This is a genomic window from Streptomyces sp. MB09-02B, from assembly GCF_033794485.1.
Taxonomy (GTDB): domain Bacteria; phylum Actinomycetota; class Actinomycetes; order Streptomycetales; family Streptomycetaceae; genus Streptomyces.
Genome location: NZ_JARGEE010000073.1, coordinates 1 through 17,547, shown reverse-complemented (window position 1 = coordinate 17,547; position 17,547 = coordinate 1). Strand labels below are relative to the sequence as shown.

Sequence of the window (17,547 nt, the reverse complement as noted above, 5' to 3'; positions counted from 1 at the left end):
CGGTCCCCCGTACCGCACCGGAGCCTTCGGTCGGTCCGCCGTCGGTCAGCGGCCCCGGTGGAGGACCAGGGTGCTGAGCGGGCCGAGTTTCGGGCGCTGTCCGGCGCCGATGGTCCGGCCGGTGGCCAGGTCGCGGGCCGGGCCGAAGCGCTGACGGGCGGGGAGGGTGAAGGTCCGGTCGGTGGTGGTGTTCATGGTGATCAGATGGTCGCCGTACTCGCAGAGGTAGAACGGCGCGCGGCCCACGAGCATGGTCTCCACGCCGTCGAAGTGGACGCCGAGGGTCGGGTCGGGGATGTCGTCCGGGACCGGGGCGAGGTGGTACACGTCGCCCTCCTGGGACTGGTGGAGGGTGTCGCCCGGCGGTGGGAAGCCGCCCGGCGGGAGGTGACCGGCGCCGGGGTCGTTGATGGCGTAGTCCCAGAGGATCCAGTCCCGTGCCGTGAACGTCTCGTCGGTGGTGCCGGCGCTGCGCTGACGGACGGTGGCCGAGCGCTGGTCGACGGGGGTGAGGTGGTGGACGCGGGCGTAGTCGTTGACGCCCTGGCGGGACCGCCAGTAGAGGGACGCGAACAGCAGTTCCTCGCCGTTCTTGACGGCCAGGCAGCCGTTCTCCTCGTCGGTGAAGACGAAGTCCTCGTTCCAGGCGGTGGGGATGCGGCCGGGCCGGGCCGCGAGGGCCTGGAAGGTGTCCCAGTCACGGGAGACCAGGCGCAGCGCGGCGAGACCGACGCGGGTCCAGGAGTGGTGGACCAGCAGGTCGAGCTGTCGGTGGAACTGGCCGTCGGCCACCATCTCCTGGGTCCAGCCGACGATGTCGGGGTCCTTGAAGACCCGTACGTGGACAAGACCGAGGCGGCCGCGCTCGGCGCGCGCTCCCTGCCGCTCGACGAACTGCTGCGCACCAGCGACATCGTCAGCGTACACGCGCCCGACACCCCGGAGACCCGCCGGATGCTCGACCGGGAACGGCTGGCGCTGATCCCCGCGGGCGGCACACTGATCAACACCTCGCGCGGGGCCCTGGTGGATCCCGAGGCCCTCACCGACGAGCTGGTCGCCGGCCGCATCAGCGCCGTGCTCGACGTGACCGAACCGGAACCGCTGCCCGCGCACTCCCCCCTCCACCGCCTGCCCAACGTCTTCCTCACGCCGCACATCGCGGGCTCCCTGGGCAACGAACTGGCCCGCCTCGGCGGCACCGTCGTGGAGGAACTGGAACGGCTCGCGCAGGGCCTGCCGCCCCTGCACGGCGTCCGTCGCGGGGAGCTGGCGATCAGCGCCTGAACGGGTCCGCGCCACTTCCACTGCCGTGGTGACCCGTCGGGGTCGGGTCGTCGAGCGCGGCACCGGACGGCTCACGCAGCACAGCCCGACAGCGATGATGAGGGGCATGACCACGGACCCCGAAGACCGCTACCTCCTGGACAACCAGCAGTCCGAGGCCGGCGAGCGCTTCGACGCGCTCGCCGCTCTCTTCGACGCCTCCACCTTCCGTCATCTCGACGATCTCGGGGTCGCGGCGGGCTGGCGCTGCTGGGAGGTGGGGGCCGGGGGCTCGTCGGTGGTCCGGGGCCTGGCCGAGCGTGTCGGACCCGAGGGACACGTGCTCGCGACGGACATCGACACGTCGTGGCTGGCCGACGCGGCGGCGCCGCAGGTGGAGACCCGGCGCCACGACGTCGCCGCCGACGAGCCGCCGACCGGCCCCTTCGACCTGGTCCACGCCCGGCTGGTGCTCGTCCACGTCGCCGACCGCGAGCGGGCCCTGCGGGTGATGGTGGACTCGCTGCGCCCCGGCGGCCGGCTCCTGCTGGAGGACGCCGACCCGGCGCTCCAACCCCTGATCTGCCCGGACGAGTCCGGCCCCGCGCAGCGTCTTGCGAACAAGCTCCGGCACGGCTTCCGCGCGCTCCTGGCGGAGCGGGGCGCGGACCTCTCCTACGGCCGCCGCCTGCCCCGTCTGCTGCGCGAGGCGGGGCTCGTCGACGTCCGGGCGGACGCGTACTTCCCCGTCGGCGGCCCGGCCTGTGCCGCGTTGGAGGCGGCCACCGTGCGACAGATCCGCGACCAGCTGGTGGCCAGGGGCCTTGCGACACCGACGGAGATCGACGCCCATCTCGCCGCCGTCGCCTCGGGCGACCTGGACCTGGCGGCCTCCCCGATGGTCTCGGCGTGGGGACGCAAGCCCGACCCCGGGGGCGACCGGTAGGCCGGCCGGGGTGGCACGCGTGGCGCCGTCCCGGGACGGCGCCACGCGGGTCCGGGCCACCCGGGCCACCCGGCCGTCCGAGCCGTCCGGGCCGTCGGACGTCGGCACCGGCCGTCCCTGGGTATCAGCACCCGCGAAGTTGAGTACGCGCACTCAAGATCCGGTGCCGCGGTCGCCCCGACGATGGGGGTCTTCCTCGTCGAGATCGGGAGAGACCCCATGTTCAGCCGCCTCGCCGACGTCCTGGTGCCCGCCGTCGGACGTCTCACGGTGACCACCGATGCCGGATCCGTCTGCGCACCGGGCAGCATCGTCGTCGCGAACCACACCTCGCTCGCCGACCCCGCGATCGTGCTCGCCGCGCTGCACCGCCTCGGCATCCAGCCCGTCGCCATGGGCGCCGCCGGGCTGTGGCGGATCCCGCTGCTGGGCCGTGCGCTCACTCGCGAGGGGTACATCCCGGTGTACCGGAAGGACCCACGCGCCGCCGACGCCCTCGACCTCGCCGCCGCCGCGCTGGCGGAGGGCAGGACGGTCCTCATCTACGCCGAGGGCGGGATCCCGGTCCGCAAGGACGCCGCCGAAGCCGCGCCCGGGGAGTTCCGCAGCGGCCTGACGCGGCTCGCGGCACGCACCGGGGCGCCGGTCGTCCCGGTCGGGCAGGCCGGGGCCCGCCGGGTCACCTCGGGCAGTACGGTCAAGCAGCTGGCGGGACTGTTCACCGCGCCCCTGCGCCGCCCCGCGCTCCACGTCCACGTCGGGGCGCCGCTCTGCCTCACCGCCGACCACACCGCGAACACCCGGCAGGCGCACGCGGCGGTGACCGCCGCGTGGCGCACGGCCGCGGCCCGCCTCGGCGAACCGGCCGCGCTCGCCGCATGACCCCCCGGCCAAGGACCGGGGGAACGGGCCGGAAACGCGGTGGCCGTCCGGTTCCGTACGTTGTTACGCTCGTCGCATGATTCACGTTCTCTACCTCTGACCGGGCCCCGGGCTCCGCTCCTCACGCGTGTGACGAGCCGGGAGCCACGAGTTCGCCCGCGACCCCCGCGCCCTGTCGGGCCGGGTCGTTCGTCAGAGTCGGTGCGCTCCCCCGGTGGTTCCAGGGGTGACGTGTGCCTCCTTCCGGAGGAAGAGAACGTGACTGTCCTTACCCTGCCTGCCCGCGACCGGGCCCAGTTGACCTGTACCGGTGTCCGCGTCGACCGTGGCGGGCGCCCCGTGCTGCACGACGTGGAGATGAAGGTGTCCCCGGGGACGCGCTGGGGCGTGGTCGGCGAGAACGGACGTGGCAAGTCGACCCTGTTGCACGTCCTGGCCGGTGCCCTGGCCCCCGACGAGGGGGAGGTCCACCGGGTCGGCACCCTGGCCCTCGCCGAGCAGGAGATGCCCGCCGAGGACGGGCGCACGGTCGGCGACGTCGTCGACGAGCACCTCGCCGACGCCCGTGCCGCACTGCGACAACTGGAGGCGACCACCTCGGCGTTGGCCGAGGGACGGCCCGGCGCGGAGGACGCGTACACCGACGCGCTGGAGACGGCACAGGCGCTGGACGCCTGGGACGCCGACCGCCGGGTCGACGTCGCCCTCGCCGGGCTCGGCGCCGTCGGTGACCGGACCCGCCCGCTCACCACGCTCTCCGTCGGTCAGCGCCATCGCGTCCGGCTGGCGTGTCTGCTGGGTGCCGAGTACGACTTCCTGTTGCTCGACGAGCCCACCAACCACCTCGATCTGGCGGGGCTGGAGTACCTGACCGCCATGCTGCGCGCCCACGCCGGGGGTGTGGTCGTCGTCAGCCACGACCGGGCGCTGCTGTCCGACACGGCCACCACGATCCTCGACCTCGACCCCGCACGGGACGGACGGCCACGCGTCCACGGCGGCGGATACGCCGGCTACCGCGAGGGCCGGGAGGCCGAACTGGCCCGGTGGGAGGCGGAGTACGAGCAGCAGCAGACCGAACAGGTCCGCCTCCGGAAGGCGTTGTCGGAGGCACGGAACCGGCTGATCACCGGCTGGCGCCCGGACAAGGGCACCGGCAAGCACCAGCGCGCCACCCGGGCCGGCGCGCTGGCCCGCTCCGTGCACCGGCGCCAGGACGACCTGGAGCGCCACCAGGTCACCGCGCCCGTACCACCACGGCGTTTCCACATGCCCGAACTCCCCGCCCGTACCGGCGTCCTGCTGCTGCGCGCCCACGAGGTGAGCGTCCGGGGCAGGCTGCGCCGGCCGACGACCCTGGAGGTGGCGTCCGGCGACCGGCTGACCGTCACCGGGGCGAACGGCGCGGGCAAGTCCACGCTCCTGTCGGTCCTCGCCGGGCAGGTCACCCCGACCACGGGCAGGGTGCACCAGGCGCGCACCGTACGGCTGCGCCTCCTGGGACAGGAGTCACCGCACGCCACCCGGCGGCGGGCCCGTGACCTGTACGAGGCGCACACCGCTCGGCTGGTGACCACCGGTGTCCTCGCCGAGGGCGAGGTGGTGGGGCTCGGAGAGCTGGGTCTGCTCACCTCGCATGAGGCCGAGAAGCCGGTGGCCGACCTGTCCACAGGGCAGCAACGCCGTCTCGACCTGGCCCTGACGCTGGCCGCGCGGCCGCATGTCCTGCTGCTGGACGAGCCGACCAACCACCTGTCCATCGTCCTGGTCGACGAACTCACCGAGGCCCTGCGCATCACGGACGCGGCCGTCGTCGTCGCCACGCACGACCGGCAGCTGCGGCGCGACATCCACGGCTGGCCCCGGCTGGCGCTCTCCGCACACCAGGGGGCCGACGGCCACGTGCCCTCCTGACCAGGCCGGGCGCGGCAGGGACGGCCTGCCACGCCCTCACCACCACCGGTGGCGGTCCCCGGCGACACGCCGGTCACCGAGCGGCTGCACCGCACGGGCGTTGCCCCTGGGGAAGACCTTCCGGTAGTGGGCTAGCGCGGTGGCGGAGGCCTGGACCGGGTGGGTCAGCAGGATCCAGCGCACTCCGGGGGTGTAGGGGCAGACCGTGGTGGAGCCGAGATAACGGTACGACTCGGTGCAGGACGGCAGCAGGGCGTCGAGTTCGACGCCGGGGACCTCCCAGGTTTCCGCTGAGCGGCGGGCCGAGGTGACCAGGCGGTCGAGGGAGCCGTTGGCCTGGCCCGGGTGCACGAGGACGCCGACGACCGCGAACCCGCTGTCCTCCCCCACTGGGGCCGCGCCGGCGCCGTCGGGCAGCCGCCGGTACTTCATGTGCTGCTCCATCGGGAACGCCACGCCTCCGACGGTGTGTTCGGACGGCGTGTGCCAGTGCACGTCGACCAGCTCGTAGCGGTCGGCGCCCACCCGCACCAGGCACTCCTCGCCGGGTGGCGGCACGGCCTTCACGGTCCCCTCGTCGTCCCGTACGCAGTCGGGACGGCCGGTCCGCGCGAGGCCGGTTTCCGGCCGATGGGTCTCGGGCTGATGGGACCCTGGCCGATGAGGATCGGGGCGAGTCTCGGGACAATGGCTGTCGGGCCGATGATTGTCGGGTTGATGGTTGTCGGGGTCGTCGAAGTGGAGTTCCAGGTCGAGCGCCGTCGGGTGGGCGAACCGTAGCGGGGGCAGCGCGGAGAGGTCGACGTCCTGCGGCCGGATGTCGACCGGGCTCTGCTTCCCGTGCGAACGGCAGACGGCGGACGACGCGGGCGCGGTCTGGGTCATGGGCGAACACCTTCGGCTGGGGCGGGAGTTGCGGACCGGACGCACCGCATCCCTCCCCCGCCGCCGCGCCGGAACGCACAGGCTCACCCGGACCGGTGAACGGGCCGGCACCGGCTTGACGTCACGCAGGACGCGGACTCCCGTGACGACCCCGCGGGTCCCCGTCAGGTGCGGGCGTCCTCGGTCGGCGAAGGCACAGCACACGGACGCAGGACCATGAGCGGGCCTTCCACGGACGCCACCATGGCGAAGCGGAACCGGTCGAGTTCCAGACAGAGCGCGACGTCGTCGGGATGGACCCCTTGGCGCACGCCCTCCGTCAGCTCGGCCGCGGCTCGCGACCCGGCGGCGCGGCGGAGGTACTCGGCGGCGTCCGTCCCCGGGCCGGCCTCGGCCTCCACGGCTCGCCGGGCGATGTACTGGGCACAGGCCAGATCCTCGTCGGCCCGCCCGTCCTCGCCGGTGACCACGAAGGTGACGCTCTCGCCACCGCGCGTCCGCAGGACCCGTGCCGTCGCCTCGGCCACGACGAAGCCGGCGCACAGCACCAGCGAGGCGTCCTTCACGGCGAGCGCGCCCACTGTCCCCGCCGTGGTCTTCTGGACGACGGTCCGTCCGCCGAGATCCATGGACCGCAGCAGCCCCGGCGAGTTGACGGCGTCGAACCCGGGCGCGGGCGGACCGTCCTTGAGCGCCACCCAGTCCGGATGTCGGGCCTTGAGCGCCGACGCGTCGTCCAGCGACTCGGCGAGAACGATCTTCTCCGCGCCCTGGGCGAAGGCCCAGGCGGCCACGGTGTAAGCACGCATGACGTCGATGACGACCGCGACGGACGGGGCTTCCAGCAGCTCGGGGATACCGAGAAAACGAGCGTTCATCCTGATCATGTTCGTCCACATCGAGCTCAAGGCGATCAGAGAGTGACGGACGCCACAGCGAGGGACACGGAACACATGACCGGCCGGACGCCGCTCGCGCCCCTCGCGTCTCTCGCGCCCCTCGCGTCTCTCGCGCCCCTCGCGTCTCTCGCGCCCCTCGCGTCTCTCGCGTCTCTCATGCCTCTCACGTCCGCAGGACGACAGTGCCCGCAGCGCGGCGGTGGCGCCCGCGCCGTCGGTCTCGTCCCGCACCGTCACGTGGATCGGCGCCATCGGCGGGCACGGCTTGTGCGGCGCGAGATCCGTCTGATCAAGTGCCCGGAGCGGCAGGCCCGGACCAGGACCCGGGCCAGGACCCACAGGGGGAGACATGAGGGTGTCGGAGTGCGTCGGGGACTCGTTGGAGGGCCGAGGCGGGCGGGACGGGGATCCGTGGCAGGGCGTGGACCGGGCGGGACTGGCGCGAGCCGTGGGCGAGCAGGCCCGGCGCGCGGTGCCCGGGGTGGACGACATGGCGTCGTACCTCGCGGCTCAGGTGGCGGACGTGTCGCACCGCGAGGTGGTGGGGCCGCTCCTCGACGGTGGTGGAGCCAGTGGGGCCGTGGTGCGCCGGGGCGTGGTCCTCGCCTCGTGGGGCGATCCGGCGCGTACGGAGATGGCGTACAGCGCGACCAAGAGCGTGCTGTCGCTGGTGGCGGGCGTCGCCTTCGACGACGGCCTGTTGCGGCTGGACGAGCCGGTCGCCGACTCGGTTTCGCTGCCCCAGTTCGCCGACTCCCACGGCCGTGCGGTCACGTGGCGGCATCTGCTCGACCAGACCAGTCAGTGGGAGGGCGAGCTGTGGGGCAAACCGACGCGTGTCGACGCCCAGAGCACCCGTGAGGGCACCGAGTCGGCGGGCGGTCCGCCCGGCGCGGGCTGGGCCTACAACGACGTCCGGGTGAACCTCACCGCGCTCGCGCTCACGGTCCTGACGGGCCGCTCCCTGCCGGACGTCCTGCGCGACCGGATCATGACGCCGATCGGCGCGTCGGACGACTGGTCGTGGCACGGGTACGACACCTCCGAGGCCGACATCGACGGCGTACGGGTGCCCGTGGTGTCCGGTGGCGCGCACTGGGGCGGCGGCCTGTGGATCAGCGCCCTCGACCTGGCCCGCGTCGGTCAACTCTGTCTGCGGGGCGGGGTATGGGGCGGGCGGCGGGTCGTCTCGCGGCGGTGGATCGAGGAGTTGTGGACGCCCTGCCGGGTCAAGCCGAACTACGGCCTGTCCTGGTGGCTGAACGACGACCGCACGGTCTGGCCGTCGGCGCCCGCCACCGGACGCTGCGCCCGGGGCAACGGCGGCAACCACCTGTTGTGGGTCGACCCGGCGCGTGATCTGGTGATCAGCTCCCGCTGGGGCGCGGAGGTCGAGACGCTGCTGGCGCGAGTGTCGCGGGCGGTGGCACCCGGCGGGTGAGCTGCGGCGCTGCTCTTAATTCGGTGGGCCCGGGGCCTCTCCTCACGTGACAATCAGGGGCCATCAAGGGGAGGAACACATGAGCCAGGCACACCTGACTCTTCATGCGCTGCTGCCGCCGGAGGAGCTCGCGGCGGCGCTCGAAGCGGGGCACGTCACGCGCAAGTCGCACCCGGAACTGCCGCTGTCCATCTACACGTACACGAGGACGTGTCAGTACGAGCGGGTGTGGAACCGTGTGACCACGCGCTGCCGGGGGTTGGTGGCCGACGACGCCACCGGGGAGATCGTCGCGCTGCCGCTGCCGAAGTTCTTCAACGTCGGTGAGCACGAGTCCGGTCAGCCCTACGCCCCGAGCCTCCCCGACGAGCCGTTCGAGGTGTACGACAAGGTCGACGGCAGCCTGGCGGTGGTGTTCCACTACGCGGGCCGGTGGCGGGTCGCGTCCAAGGGGTCGTTCGTGAGCGTGCAGGCCACGTGGGCGCAGCGGCTGCTCGACGCGAAGGACACCTCCGGTCTCGTGCCCGGGGTGACCTACCTGGCCGAGATCCTGTACCCGGAGAACCGGATCGTCGTCGACTACGGCGACCGCCGGGACGTGGTGCTGCTGGCCGCGTTCGCCAAGGACGGCACCGAAGTCGCCCTGGCGGAGGCCGCCGTGGGATGGCGGGGCATCGGCTCGGTCGTCACCGTCCGGCCCGCCGTGCCGCTCGCCGAGCTGCTGGCGATGACGGAGGGCAACCGGCTGCCCGGCGGCCTCGCCGCCACGGGCACCGACGCGGAGGGCTTCGTGCTGCGCTTCGCCTCGGGGGTACGGGCCAAGGCGAAGTTCGCGGAGTACGTCCGGCTGCACAAGGTGCTGACCGGTGTGACCGAGCGGGACATCTGGCGCGGTCACGGCATCCAGCGGTTCGCGGGGCTGCCCGCCAAGCAGGTGGCGCAGGCGCTGAACTGCTCGGCCGAGGACGTCGTCGCGTCCGGCGGCCGGCCGCTGGACGCGCTGCTGGAGCAGGTGCCCGACGAGTTCGACGCCTGGGTGCGCGGGGTCGTCGCGGGCGTCGACAAACAGGTCGAGGACCGGGAGCGGGCCATCGACGAGGCGTTCCGTTCGCTCGCCCATCTCACGGGCGACCGGGGCGCGTTCGCCCGCGCGGTGCGCGAACTGCCCGACGCGGCCGTGCGCCCCGCCATGTTCCAGCGCCTGGACGGGCGTTCGACCGTGCTCGTGACGTACCGGTCCACCCGGCCGGAGGCGTCCGACCCCTTCAAGAACGACGAGGAGAACTGATCGTGCCCGTGGTACACGTCATGACGGGGCTGCCCGCCTCGGGGAAGACGACGGCCGCGCGCCGACTGCAGGCGGAGTCCGAGGGTCGGATGCGCCGCGTCAACCTCGACGATCTGCGCCAGATGCTCGACATCCCGCTGCCCGAGGGGGCCGAGCGCCGGTCGTACGCGCACGAGCAGACCGTGCTGGCGATCCAGGACGCGGCCGTACGGGCGGCCGTCGACGGCGGCTTCGACGTCGTCGTGGACAACACGCACATGACCCCGCACATCCCGAAGCGGCTGAAGGCGGCCGTGGCGGGGCTGGCCACGTTCGTCGTGCACGACTTCACCGACGTACCGGTGGAGGAGTGCCTGCGGCGGGACGCGGCGCGGGAGCGGCCGGTCGGTGAGGAGATCATCCGGATCCTCGCCGACAAGCACGCCAAGTCCCGCAGGGGTGGCTGGCGGCTCACGGCGGAGTGGCTGAACGACGAGCCCGCCGTCGAGCCGTACACCGCCGACCCGGCGCTGCCGTCTGCGGTCATGTGCGACATCGACGGCACGCTCGCCCTACGCGGCGACCGGGGCGCGTACGACTTCACGCGCTGCGAGGAGGACCTGCTCAACGTGTCGGTGCGCGGCGCGCTGCGCTCCTTCCGCAGCGCCGACGGCGATGTGATCGTCCTGCTCTCCGGGCGCGGTGAGGAGCACCGGAGCCGGACGGAGGCGTGGCTGCGCGCGCACGAGGTGCCGTACGACGAGCTGTGGATGCGGGCGGCCGGCGATCAGCGTCGCGACGACGTGGTGAAGGCGGAGCTCTTCGACCGGCATGTGCGGCACCGCTTCGCCGTACGGGTCTCCCTCGACGACCGCGACCGGGTCGTCGCGGTGTGGCGGCGGATGGGGCTGCCGACCTGGCAGGTGAACTACGGCAACTTCTAGCCGCCGGGGCAGAACACCTAGATCGCGCAGGCCCGGACGAACGCGTCGGCCAGTTCGGCGGGGCGGGTGAAGAGGGCCTCGTGGCTGCCGGGGGTCTCGATCATCAGGGGGTTCTTCAGTCGCTGGGGGAAGCGCTCGGCCCAGTGCCACTCGCCGGGGAGGGAGAGGTCCTCGGCGGACAGGACGTAGGCGGTGGGTATGTCGAGGGCCTGGAAGGCGCTGGTGTCGGGCTTCTCCGTGAACGTGCCGAGCGGCTGCGGCACGAGCAGGGAATGGACGATCCGCTGGGTCTCGTCGTCGGCGTCCTGCATGAACGCCTGCTGGAACACCTCGAACGGGAACGTCACCCCGTTGTTGCCGGAGGCGGCGGCCACGGCGCGGAACATCTCGCCGTAGTGCGGCGGGCACGCGTCGATCAGCGACTCGCCGTCGTTCGGCACGAACGCGCTCCAGAAGACCAGCCGCCGCAGTCGGAAGGCGAGCCGGGGCGCCGCGCCCACCAGCACGAACCCGCCCCAGCTGTGGCCGACCAGCGTGACGTCCTCCAGACCGGCCTGCTCGACGTACTCCACGAGGCTGTTCACACAGTCGGTCAGGGTCACATCGGTCGGGTCGTCGTTCTCCCCCAGCCCGGCCAGTGTGGGGGTGTGCACCTGGTGCCCGGCGGCCCGCAGTTCGTTCGCGACGGGGCGCCAGGCCCAGCCGCCGTGGCAGGCGCCGGTCACCAGGACGAAGGTCTCGCTCATATCGATCTCCTTTGATCGAGCAGTCGTCAATCGAGGGGTCACAAGCAGTGGGAGGTGAGGGTCGCAACCAGCTGGAGGTGAGGGGTCACAACCAGTTCGGGAGGTCAGGGAGTTCACCGGTGACCCGCAGGTCTTCGGAGCCGCCCCGGCCGGTGAGCCAGGCGGCGAGAGCATGCGGGGGTCCGGAGACCGTGGCACCGACAGGGCGGGCGCCCAGCGCGACGGTGCCGTGTCCGTCCGCGCTCAACTCGACGCCGGTTCCGAGCTCGACGCGTGCCGTCATCCACCCGGCCACATCGCCCACGAGGGCCCAGGCCAGGTCGGGCGGCAGTACGTCCATGCCGACGCCGACCCGCAGATCGACCAGGTGGATCCAGACCTCGCGGGCCCGCAGCCACGGCACCTCGGACGCCGGGATCTGTCGGCCCGTCCCGCTGGTGACGGTGGCCGACCAGTCGTCGTCCGACAGCGCCTCGGCGGCTTTCCGGAAGCGCTCGGCGGATTCCCGTACATCCGCTTGCTGCTCGCCGAGCGGGCGACCGGCGCCGGCCTCGATGTCCGTGGCGCGCTGGTCCGGCGAGGCGTACATGGGGGTGGGGATTCCCGTACGGGCCCAGGTCAGCAGGTTGACCAGGGCGTCGGCGTTGCGGGCGAGGTGGGTGAGGAGGTGGCCGCGGGTCCAGCCCGGGAGAGCGGACGGTTCGGTGACGGCGTGCGGCGGCAGTGCGTCGACCGCCCGCTGGAGCCGGACCTGACCGTCCGCGACCCATTCGAGGACCTTCACGCCTTGTCCTCGACGACCGTGTTCACGCACTCCCCCATGCCCTCGACGACGGTACGGACGACCTGGCCCGGCTTCAGGAACACCTTCGGATCGCGGGCCGCGCCCACGCCGCCCGGGGTGCCGGTGAGGATGAGGTCGCCCGGCTCCAGGGTCGTGAACGTGCTGATGTACGCGGCGATGTCCGCGGGGGTGAAGAGCAGGTCGGAGGTGCGGGAGCGCTGCATGACCTCGCCGTCGACCTCCAGGCGGATCTCCAGGTCGGCCGCGTCGTCGATCTCGTCGCCGGTGACCAGCCAGGGACCGGCCGGGGTGCTGGCCTCCCACGCCTTGCCCTGGAGCCACTGCGGGGTGCGCCACTGCCAGTCCCGCATGGAGATGTCGTTGACGACGGTGTAGCCGGCGATCGCGGCGGCCGCCTCCTCCTTGGTGGCCCGGCGGGGCAGCCGGGAGCCGATGACGAAGCCGAGTTCGGCCTCCCAGTCCAGTTCCTCGGTCTCGCCCGGGTGGACGATGTCGTCGCGGGCGCCGAGCAGGCAGTTGGCGAACTTGGCGAAGAGGGCGGGGTGCGAGGGCATCTCGCGGCCCATCTCCGCTATGTGGGTGCGGTAGTTGTGGCCCACGCAGAAGATCTTCGCGGAGGTCGTGACGACCGGGGCGAGGTCGAGGGCGGCCACGTCGTGCGTGAGGCCGTCGGCGGCGGCCGCGTCCGTACGCCAGTCGGGGCGGCGCAGCAGGGTGGCGACGTCGGGTGCGCCGACCTCCACGGCCCGGTCGCCGTCGAGGCGGACGGCCGCCGTGCCGTCGGCGGTGCGGATGGTGGCGAGCTTCATGAGGTCGTGCTCCCGGTCGTTTCGGTGCGGGTGGTCGTCTCGGTGCGGGTGGTCGTCTCGGTGCGGGCGGTCGTTTCCGTGCGGGCGAGGTCGAGCGCCTCGTAGAGGGGCGCGTCGTTGAAGGTGAACAGGTCGAGCCGGGTGTCGGCGGCGATGGTCAGGGCGCACCAGGAGGGGACGGCGATCAGGTCGCCGGCGGCCACCTCGATCACCCGGTCGTCGAGGGTGACCGTGCCGCTGCCGCGGAAGACCTGCCAGACCGAGGAGCCGACGGTGCGGCGGGTGGCGGTGATGGTGCCGGGCCGCAGCCGGTGCATCTCGGTGCGCAGGCTGGCGAGGGCGTCGCGGCCGGTGGCGGGGTTGGTGAAGCGGATGCCCGCGTGGCCGGGCTCGATGACACCGGGGTGTCCTTCGTCCTCCAGCTCCAGCTGGGCGGTGAGGGCGTCGTCGGTGTCGGCCCAACGGTAGGCCATCAGTGGGGAGTTGGGGCCTTCGGGGGCGGCTATCGGACGCAGTCCGGGGTGACCCCAGAGCCGTTCGTTGCGCGAGCGGGAGGGGGTGGACCGGTCGGACACGCCGTCCTCGCCGAACTCGAAGAACCCGGCGTCGAGTCGGTGGACGAGCGGGATGTCGAGGCCGTCGAGCCAGACCATGGGCTCGTCGCCGACGTGGTGGTGGCCGTGCCAGTGCAGGGACGGGGTGAGGAGGAGGTCGCCGGGGCGCATCTCGACCGCGTCGCCGTTGACGACCGTCCACACTCCCTCGCCCTCCAGGATGAACCGGAAGGCGCCCTGCGAGTGCCGGTGTGCGGGGGCGACCTCGCGCGGGCCCAGGTACTGGATCGCCGCCCAGAGGTTGGGCGTCGCGTACGGCCGTCCGGGCAGGCCCGGGTTGGCGAGCGCGATCGCCCGGCGCTCACCGCCACGCCCGACGGGCACCAGGTCGCCGGACCGGCGGGCGAGCGGCAGCAGGGTGTCCCACTGCCAGACGTGCGGTACGGCCTCGGGCTGCGGGGTCAGCGGCATCAGGTTGCCGATCTCCGTCCACAGCGGGATGAGCCCGGCGGCCGCGAAGCCGTCGTACAGCTTCCGCAGGTCGGGGTCGGTCTCGTCCGGGGCGATGACGGAGACGCTGGTCACCGGGTCAGTGGTCATCGGGGGTTCCTTCGGCGTCGAGGCGGCGCGCGATATCGGCGCGCAGGGCCTTCTTGTCGATCTTTCCGACCTTGGTGGCGATGAGTTCGGGGACGGTCACCAGCCGGTCCGGGAACTTGAAGCGGGCGGTGCCCGCGCGCTCCATGACGTGGTGGACGTCGTCGAGGGTGACGGTGTGCCCGGGTTCCGGGACGACGTAGAGGCAGACCCGCTCGCCGAGCCGGTCGTCGGGCATGGCCACGGCGGCGGCGCGGGCGACGCCCGGGGTCTGGTACGCGAAGTTCTCGATCTCCTCGGCGGAGATGTTCTCCCCACCCCGGATGATCATGTCCTTGTCGCGTCCCTCGACGACGAGGTTGCCGTCGGGCCGCAGCCGCACGATGTCGCCGGTGCGGTACCAGCCGTCCTCGGTGAACGCGCGGGCGTTCTGCTCCTCGGCCCGGTAGTAGCCGCGCGGGGTGTACGGCCCCCGGGTCAGCAGCACACCAGGACTGCCGTCCGGGACCGGGTCGCCCAGCTCGTCCACGACGAGAAGCTCGTCGTCGTCGCACATGGGGCGCCCCTGCGTCGTGCAGATGACGTCCTCGGAGTCGTCGAAGCGTGTGTAGTTGAGGAGGCCCTCGGCCATACCGAACACCTGCTGGAGCGTGCAGCCCAGTTCGGGGCGGACGCGGCGGGCGACATGGTCGGCGAGGCGGGAGCCGCCGACCTGGAGGAGGCGCAGCGAACTCAGGTCGTGCGCCGGGTGTTCGCGGTGGTGATCCAGCCAGCGCTGGGCGATGGCCGGCACCAGCGCGCTCACGGTGACACCCTCACGCTCGACGATAGGGAACGCCTTGTCCGGGTTGGGCGAACCGAGGACGACCCGCCCGCCGTGCAGCAGCGTGCCGAGCAGACCCGGGCAGGCGAGGGGGAAGTTGTGTCCGAGGGGCAGGGCGGCGAAGTAGACCGTGTCGGGGCCGAGTTCGCAGACCTCGGCGCTGCGGCGGGCGTTGTAGAGGTAGTCGTCGTGGGTGCGGGCGATGAGCTTGGGCAGTCCGGTGGTGCCGCCGGAGAGCAGGAACACGGCGATGGAGCGGCTGTCGGGCCGGTACGCGTCGACTTCGTGCCGGGCGCCTGGTGCGGCGGGCTCGGCGCACAACTCCCGCAGATCCACGGCACTGTCGCCGACCTTGTCGCCGAGGACCAGGACATGAGCGAGAGTTGCCGAGGAGTCGGCGATCTCGAACGCCATCGACTTATGGTCATGGTCCTTGAGGACGTCCGGGACCGCGATGCCCACGGCCTCGCTGTGCTCGACGAGATGGCCGATCTCGTGTCTGCGGTGGCCGGGCAGCGCCATGACGGGGATGACGCCGAGACGCAGGCAGGCGTACGTGAGGATCGCGAACTCGACCGTGTTGGGCAGCTGCACCACGATCCGGTCGTCCGGGCGGAGGCCCAGCGCGGCCAGGCGCAGCGCCGCGGCGTCCGCCCGCTCGGCGAGTTGCCGGTACGTCAGCCTGCGGTCGCCGTCGACGACGGCGATCGCGTCGGGGGTCGCGTCGGCGGAGGCGTGCAGCCGGTCGCCGAGGGCGATGCCCTCCCAGTAGCCCTTCGCGGTGTAGCGCTCGGCGTACTCCGTCGGCCAGGGCACAGCTCCGTCGCTGCTAGGCCTGGGCATGGTCACTCTCCTCAGTGGGCACGATCACGGCGTCCAGGGCGATCAGCCCGTCGGCGGTGAGCCGCAGCGGGTTGATCTCGATCTCGGCGGTCTCCGGGCTCGCGGCCAGGGCTGCGGCGAGCGCGGCCACGACCCGTCCGAACTCGGCGCGGTCCAGCACCGGCCCGCCCCGCCAGCCGTCGAGCAGGGCGCGGGCGGCCAGTTCGTCGGGCATCGTGGCGGCCTCGGTCGCGGACAGCGGGGCGAGCCGGATCGCCACGTCGGCGAGCGCCTCGGCGGCCGTGCCTCCCAGCCCCGCCAACACCACCGGCCCGAACACCGGGTCCCGCCTCACGCCGAGCACGAGGTCGACACCGGCCGGGGCCATCGCCTCGACCAGGTAGCGGCGGTCGGGGCCGATGGCATCCAGCGCCGCGTCGAGTTCCTCGGGGGTGCGGACACCCAGGTGGACTCCGCCGATCTCCGTCTTGTGCAGGATCGCGGCGTCGAGCACCTTGACGGCGACGGGGCCGCCGAGTCGGCGCAGGGCCTGGTGGGCCCGGTCGCGGTCGTCGCAGGCGACGCGGTCGGGGGTGCGGATGCCGAGTCCGGCGAGGAAGGTCTTGGCGGCGTCCTCGTCGAGGCGTCCGGCGGGTACGGCAGCGATCGCCTCCGAGAGCAGCTCCTCCGTGTCCGACGAGGCTCGCTGCCGCGCGTCCGTCACCAGCGCCCGTACCGCGTTGGCGGCGGCCGCCGGTCCGGTGAGAGCCGGGACGCCGGCCTTGTGCAGGCGGGCCCGTTGTTCGGTGACGTCCTCGGGGAGGCCGCCGACGACGACCACGGCCGGGGAGCCGGTGCCGAGGCCGGCGTCCTGGACGGCGAAGGCGAGGTCGACGCTGTCGGGCTCGGTCAGGGCGTAGACGGCGAGGAGGTCCACCGCCGGGTCGGCGGCCGTGGTGTCGAGGACGCGGGCGAACGTCTCGGCGGGGCGGCCGGTGTCGACCGGGTTGCGCTGGTAGGTGAGCGGGGGCAGCAGCTCGCTCAGCGCGCGCTGTGTGCTCGTGGTCAGCTCCGGCACCCGGATGCCGTCGGTGCCCGCCCGGTCCGCCAGGAGCAGCCCCGGGCCGGCCTGGGCGGTCACGATGCCGAGCCCCGGGTCCGACAGCGGGCGAAGCCGGATGCGGGACAGCGCGGTGAGCGCGTCCACCAGTTCCCGCTCGTCGTCCACGACCACCGCCCCGGCCTGCCGCAACGCGGCCCGTGTCGTACGCCAGGACGTGGCGAGCGCGCCGGTGTGCGACCGGGCGAAGTCACCGATGTCACTGCGGCCGACGACCAGCGCCACGACCGGCTTCACGACAGCCAGCCCGCGCACGGCCGACACCAGACGTGGTCCGTCCGGAACCGTCTCCAGATGCAGAGCCACAGCCGTCGTACGGTCGTCCCGCACGAGGTGCTCCAGGGCGTCCGCGGCGGTGACATCGAGGCCCGCCCCGATGCCGACACCGAGGCTGATGCCGTTCCCGGCGGCGACCAGGTCGAAGGAGAGCGCGTGGTTGACGCCGCCGCTGGCCGCGACGACGGCGATGTCCCCGGCCGGGAGCTGTCCGGCGGCCGGTACGAAGCTGGCGGTGAGGCCCAGGTGGGGCGCGAAGAAGCCGGAGGTGTTGGGACCGAGCAGCCGGACCCCGGTCTCCCGGGCCACCCGGCGCAGTTCGTCGGCGTACTCCTCGCCCTCCGGGCCCGCCTCGCCGAAACCGCCGGCGCAGACCAGCGCGGCGCGGCAGCCGGCGGCGGCCGCCTCGGCCAGGGCTTGCGCGCAGCCGGACGCGGGCACGCACAGGACGGCGAGGTCGAGCCGACCGTCGGTGTGTGCGGCGGCTTCGGCGACGGAGGCGTACACGCCCTCGGCGGGGACGGGGCGGCGGGCGTTGACCAGGGCGCGGG

15 protein-coding genes and 1 pseudogene are annotated in these 17,547 nt (G+C 73.0%); 7 read left to right on the top strand and 9 right to left on the bottom strand.

Annotated elements, in window-relative coordinates; all coding sequences use genetic code 11:
- Positions 1-45: 45 nt before the first annotated feature.
- Positions 46-795, bottom strand: coding sequence for a hypothetical protein (locus tag P1P70_RS13530; protein ID WP_319237075.1), 750 nt, complete (start codon positions 793-795; stop codon positions 46-48).
- Here P1P70_RS13530 and P1P70_RS13525 point away from each other — a divergent pair.
- From P1P70_RS13525 to P1P70_RS13510, 4 genes and pseudogenes are all read left to right on the top strand, one after another.
- Positions 796-1,287 (top strand): annotated as a pseudogene (locus P1P70_RS13525) (NAD(P)-dependent oxidoreductase); the annotation flags it as partial.
- A gap of 106 nt (positions 1,288-1,393) precedes the next feature.
- Complete coding sequence (locus P1P70_RS13520; RefSeq protein WP_319237074.1) at positions 1,394-2,212, top strand: methyltransferase; 819 nt, start codon at positions 1,394-1,396, stop codon at positions 2,210-2,212.
- A gap of 219 nt (positions 2,213-2,431) precedes the next feature.
- The gene (locus P1P70_RS13515; RefSeq protein WP_319237073.1) at positions 2,432-3,094 is read left to right on the top strand and encodes a lysophospholipid acyltransferase family protein; all 663 of its coding nucleotides are present in this window, start codon (positions 2,432-2,434) and stop codon (positions 3,092-3,094) included.
- 258 nt (positions 3,095-3,352) lie between these two features.
- Positions 3,353-5,008 (top strand): ABC-F family ATP-binding cassette domain-containing protein, encoded by a 1,656-nt coding sequence (locus P1P70_RS13510; RefSeq protein WP_319237072.1) that lies wholly within the window; start codon positions 3,353-3,355, stop codon positions 5,006-5,008.
- A gap of 36 nt (positions 5,009-5,044) precedes the next feature.
- Here the strand turns inward: P1P70_RS13510 and P1P70_RS13505 are convergent, their stop codons facing one another.
- Positions 5,045-5,893, bottom strand: a complete 849-nt coding sequence (locus P1P70_RS13505; RefSeq protein WP_319237071.1) for a carbonic anhydrase family protein — start codon at positions 5,891-5,893, stop codon at positions 5,045-5,047.
- 164 nt (positions 5,894-6,057) lie between these two features.
- On the bottom strand, positions 6,058-6,771 hold the full coding sequence (locus P1P70_RS13500) for a 2-phosphosulfolactate phosphatase (RefSeq protein ID WP_319237070.1): 714 nt from the start codon (positions 6,769-6,771) through the stop codon (positions 6,058-6,060).
- Between the two features lie 370 nt (positions 6,772-7,141).
- Here P1P70_RS13500 and P1P70_RS13495 point away from each other — a divergent pair, with 370 nt between their 5' ends.
- The 3 genes from P1P70_RS13495 to P1P70_RS13485 all read left to right on the top strand — a co-directional run bounded on the left by P1P70_RS13495 (position 7,142) and on the right by P1P70_RS13485 (position 10,444).
- The gene (locus tag P1P70_RS13495) at positions 7,142-8,233 is read left to right on the top strand and encodes a serine hydrolase (protein WP_319237069.1); all 1,092 of its coding nucleotides are present in this window, start codon (positions 7,142-7,144) and stop codon (positions 8,231-8,233) included.
- A 79-nt stretch (positions 8,234-8,312) separates the two neighbouring features.
- On the top strand, positions 8,313-9,521 hold the full coding sequence (locus tag P1P70_RS13490; protein WP_319237068.1) for an RNA ligase: 1,209 nt from the start codon (positions 8,313-8,315) through the stop codon (positions 9,519-9,521).
- Between the two features lie 2 nt (positions 9,522-9,523).
- Entirely contained in the window at positions 9,524-10,444 is a 921-nt protein-coding gene (locus tag P1P70_RS13485) for an AAA family ATPase (protein WP_319237067.1), read from the top strand.
- A gap of 17 nt (positions 10,445-10,461) precedes the next feature.
- Here P1P70_RS13485 and P1P70_RS13480 read toward each other — a convergent pair whose 3' ends face one another.
- From P1P70_RS13480 to P1P70_RS13455, 6 genes are all read right to left on the bottom strand, one after another.
- Positions 10,462-11,190 carry an alpha/beta fold hydrolase gene (locus P1P70_RS13480; protein ID WP_319237066.1) on the bottom strand — a complete coding sequence of 243 codons (729 nt, stop codon included), beginning with the start codon at positions 11,188-11,190 and terminating at the stop codon, positions 10,462-10,464.
- 85 nt (positions 11,191-11,275) lie between these two features.
- Positions 11,276-11,974 carry a maleylpyruvate isomerase family mycothiol-dependent enzyme gene (locus P1P70_RS13475; protein ID WP_319237065.1) on the bottom strand — a complete coding sequence of 233 codons (699 nt, stop codon included), beginning with the start codon at positions 11,972-11,974 and terminating at the stop codon, positions 11,276-11,278.
- Positions 11,971-12,804, bottom strand: a complete 834-nt coding sequence (locus P1P70_RS13470) for a fumarylacetoacetate hydrolase family protein (RefSeq protein WP_319237064.1) — start codon at positions 12,802-12,804, stop codon at positions 11,971-11,973. Before P1P70_RS13470 ends, P1P70_RS13475 begins: the two co-directional genes overlap by 4 nt.
- On the bottom strand, positions 12,801-13,958 hold the full coding sequence (locus tag P1P70_RS13465; RefSeq protein WP_319237063.1) for a cupin domain-containing protein: 1,158 nt from the start codon (positions 13,956-13,958) through the stop codon (positions 12,801-12,803). The genes P1P70_RS13470 and P1P70_RS13465 overlap by 4 nt, the downstream gene beginning before the upstream one ends.
- Positions 13,948-15,621 (bottom strand): (2,3-dihydroxybenzoyl)adenylate synthase, encoded by a 1,674-nt coding sequence (locus P1P70_RS13460; protein ID WP_319237062.1) that lies wholly within the window; start codon positions 15,619-15,621, stop codon positions 13,948-13,950. The genes P1P70_RS13465 and P1P70_RS13460 overlap by 11 nt, the downstream gene beginning before the upstream one ends.
- Positions 15,608-17,547: acetate--CoA ligase family protein (locus tag P1P70_RS13455; RefSeq protein ID WP_319237061.1), on the bottom strand; the 1,940-nt coding region annotated here is incomplete at its 5' end. The genes P1P70_RS13460 and P1P70_RS13455, both read right to left, overlap by 14 nt.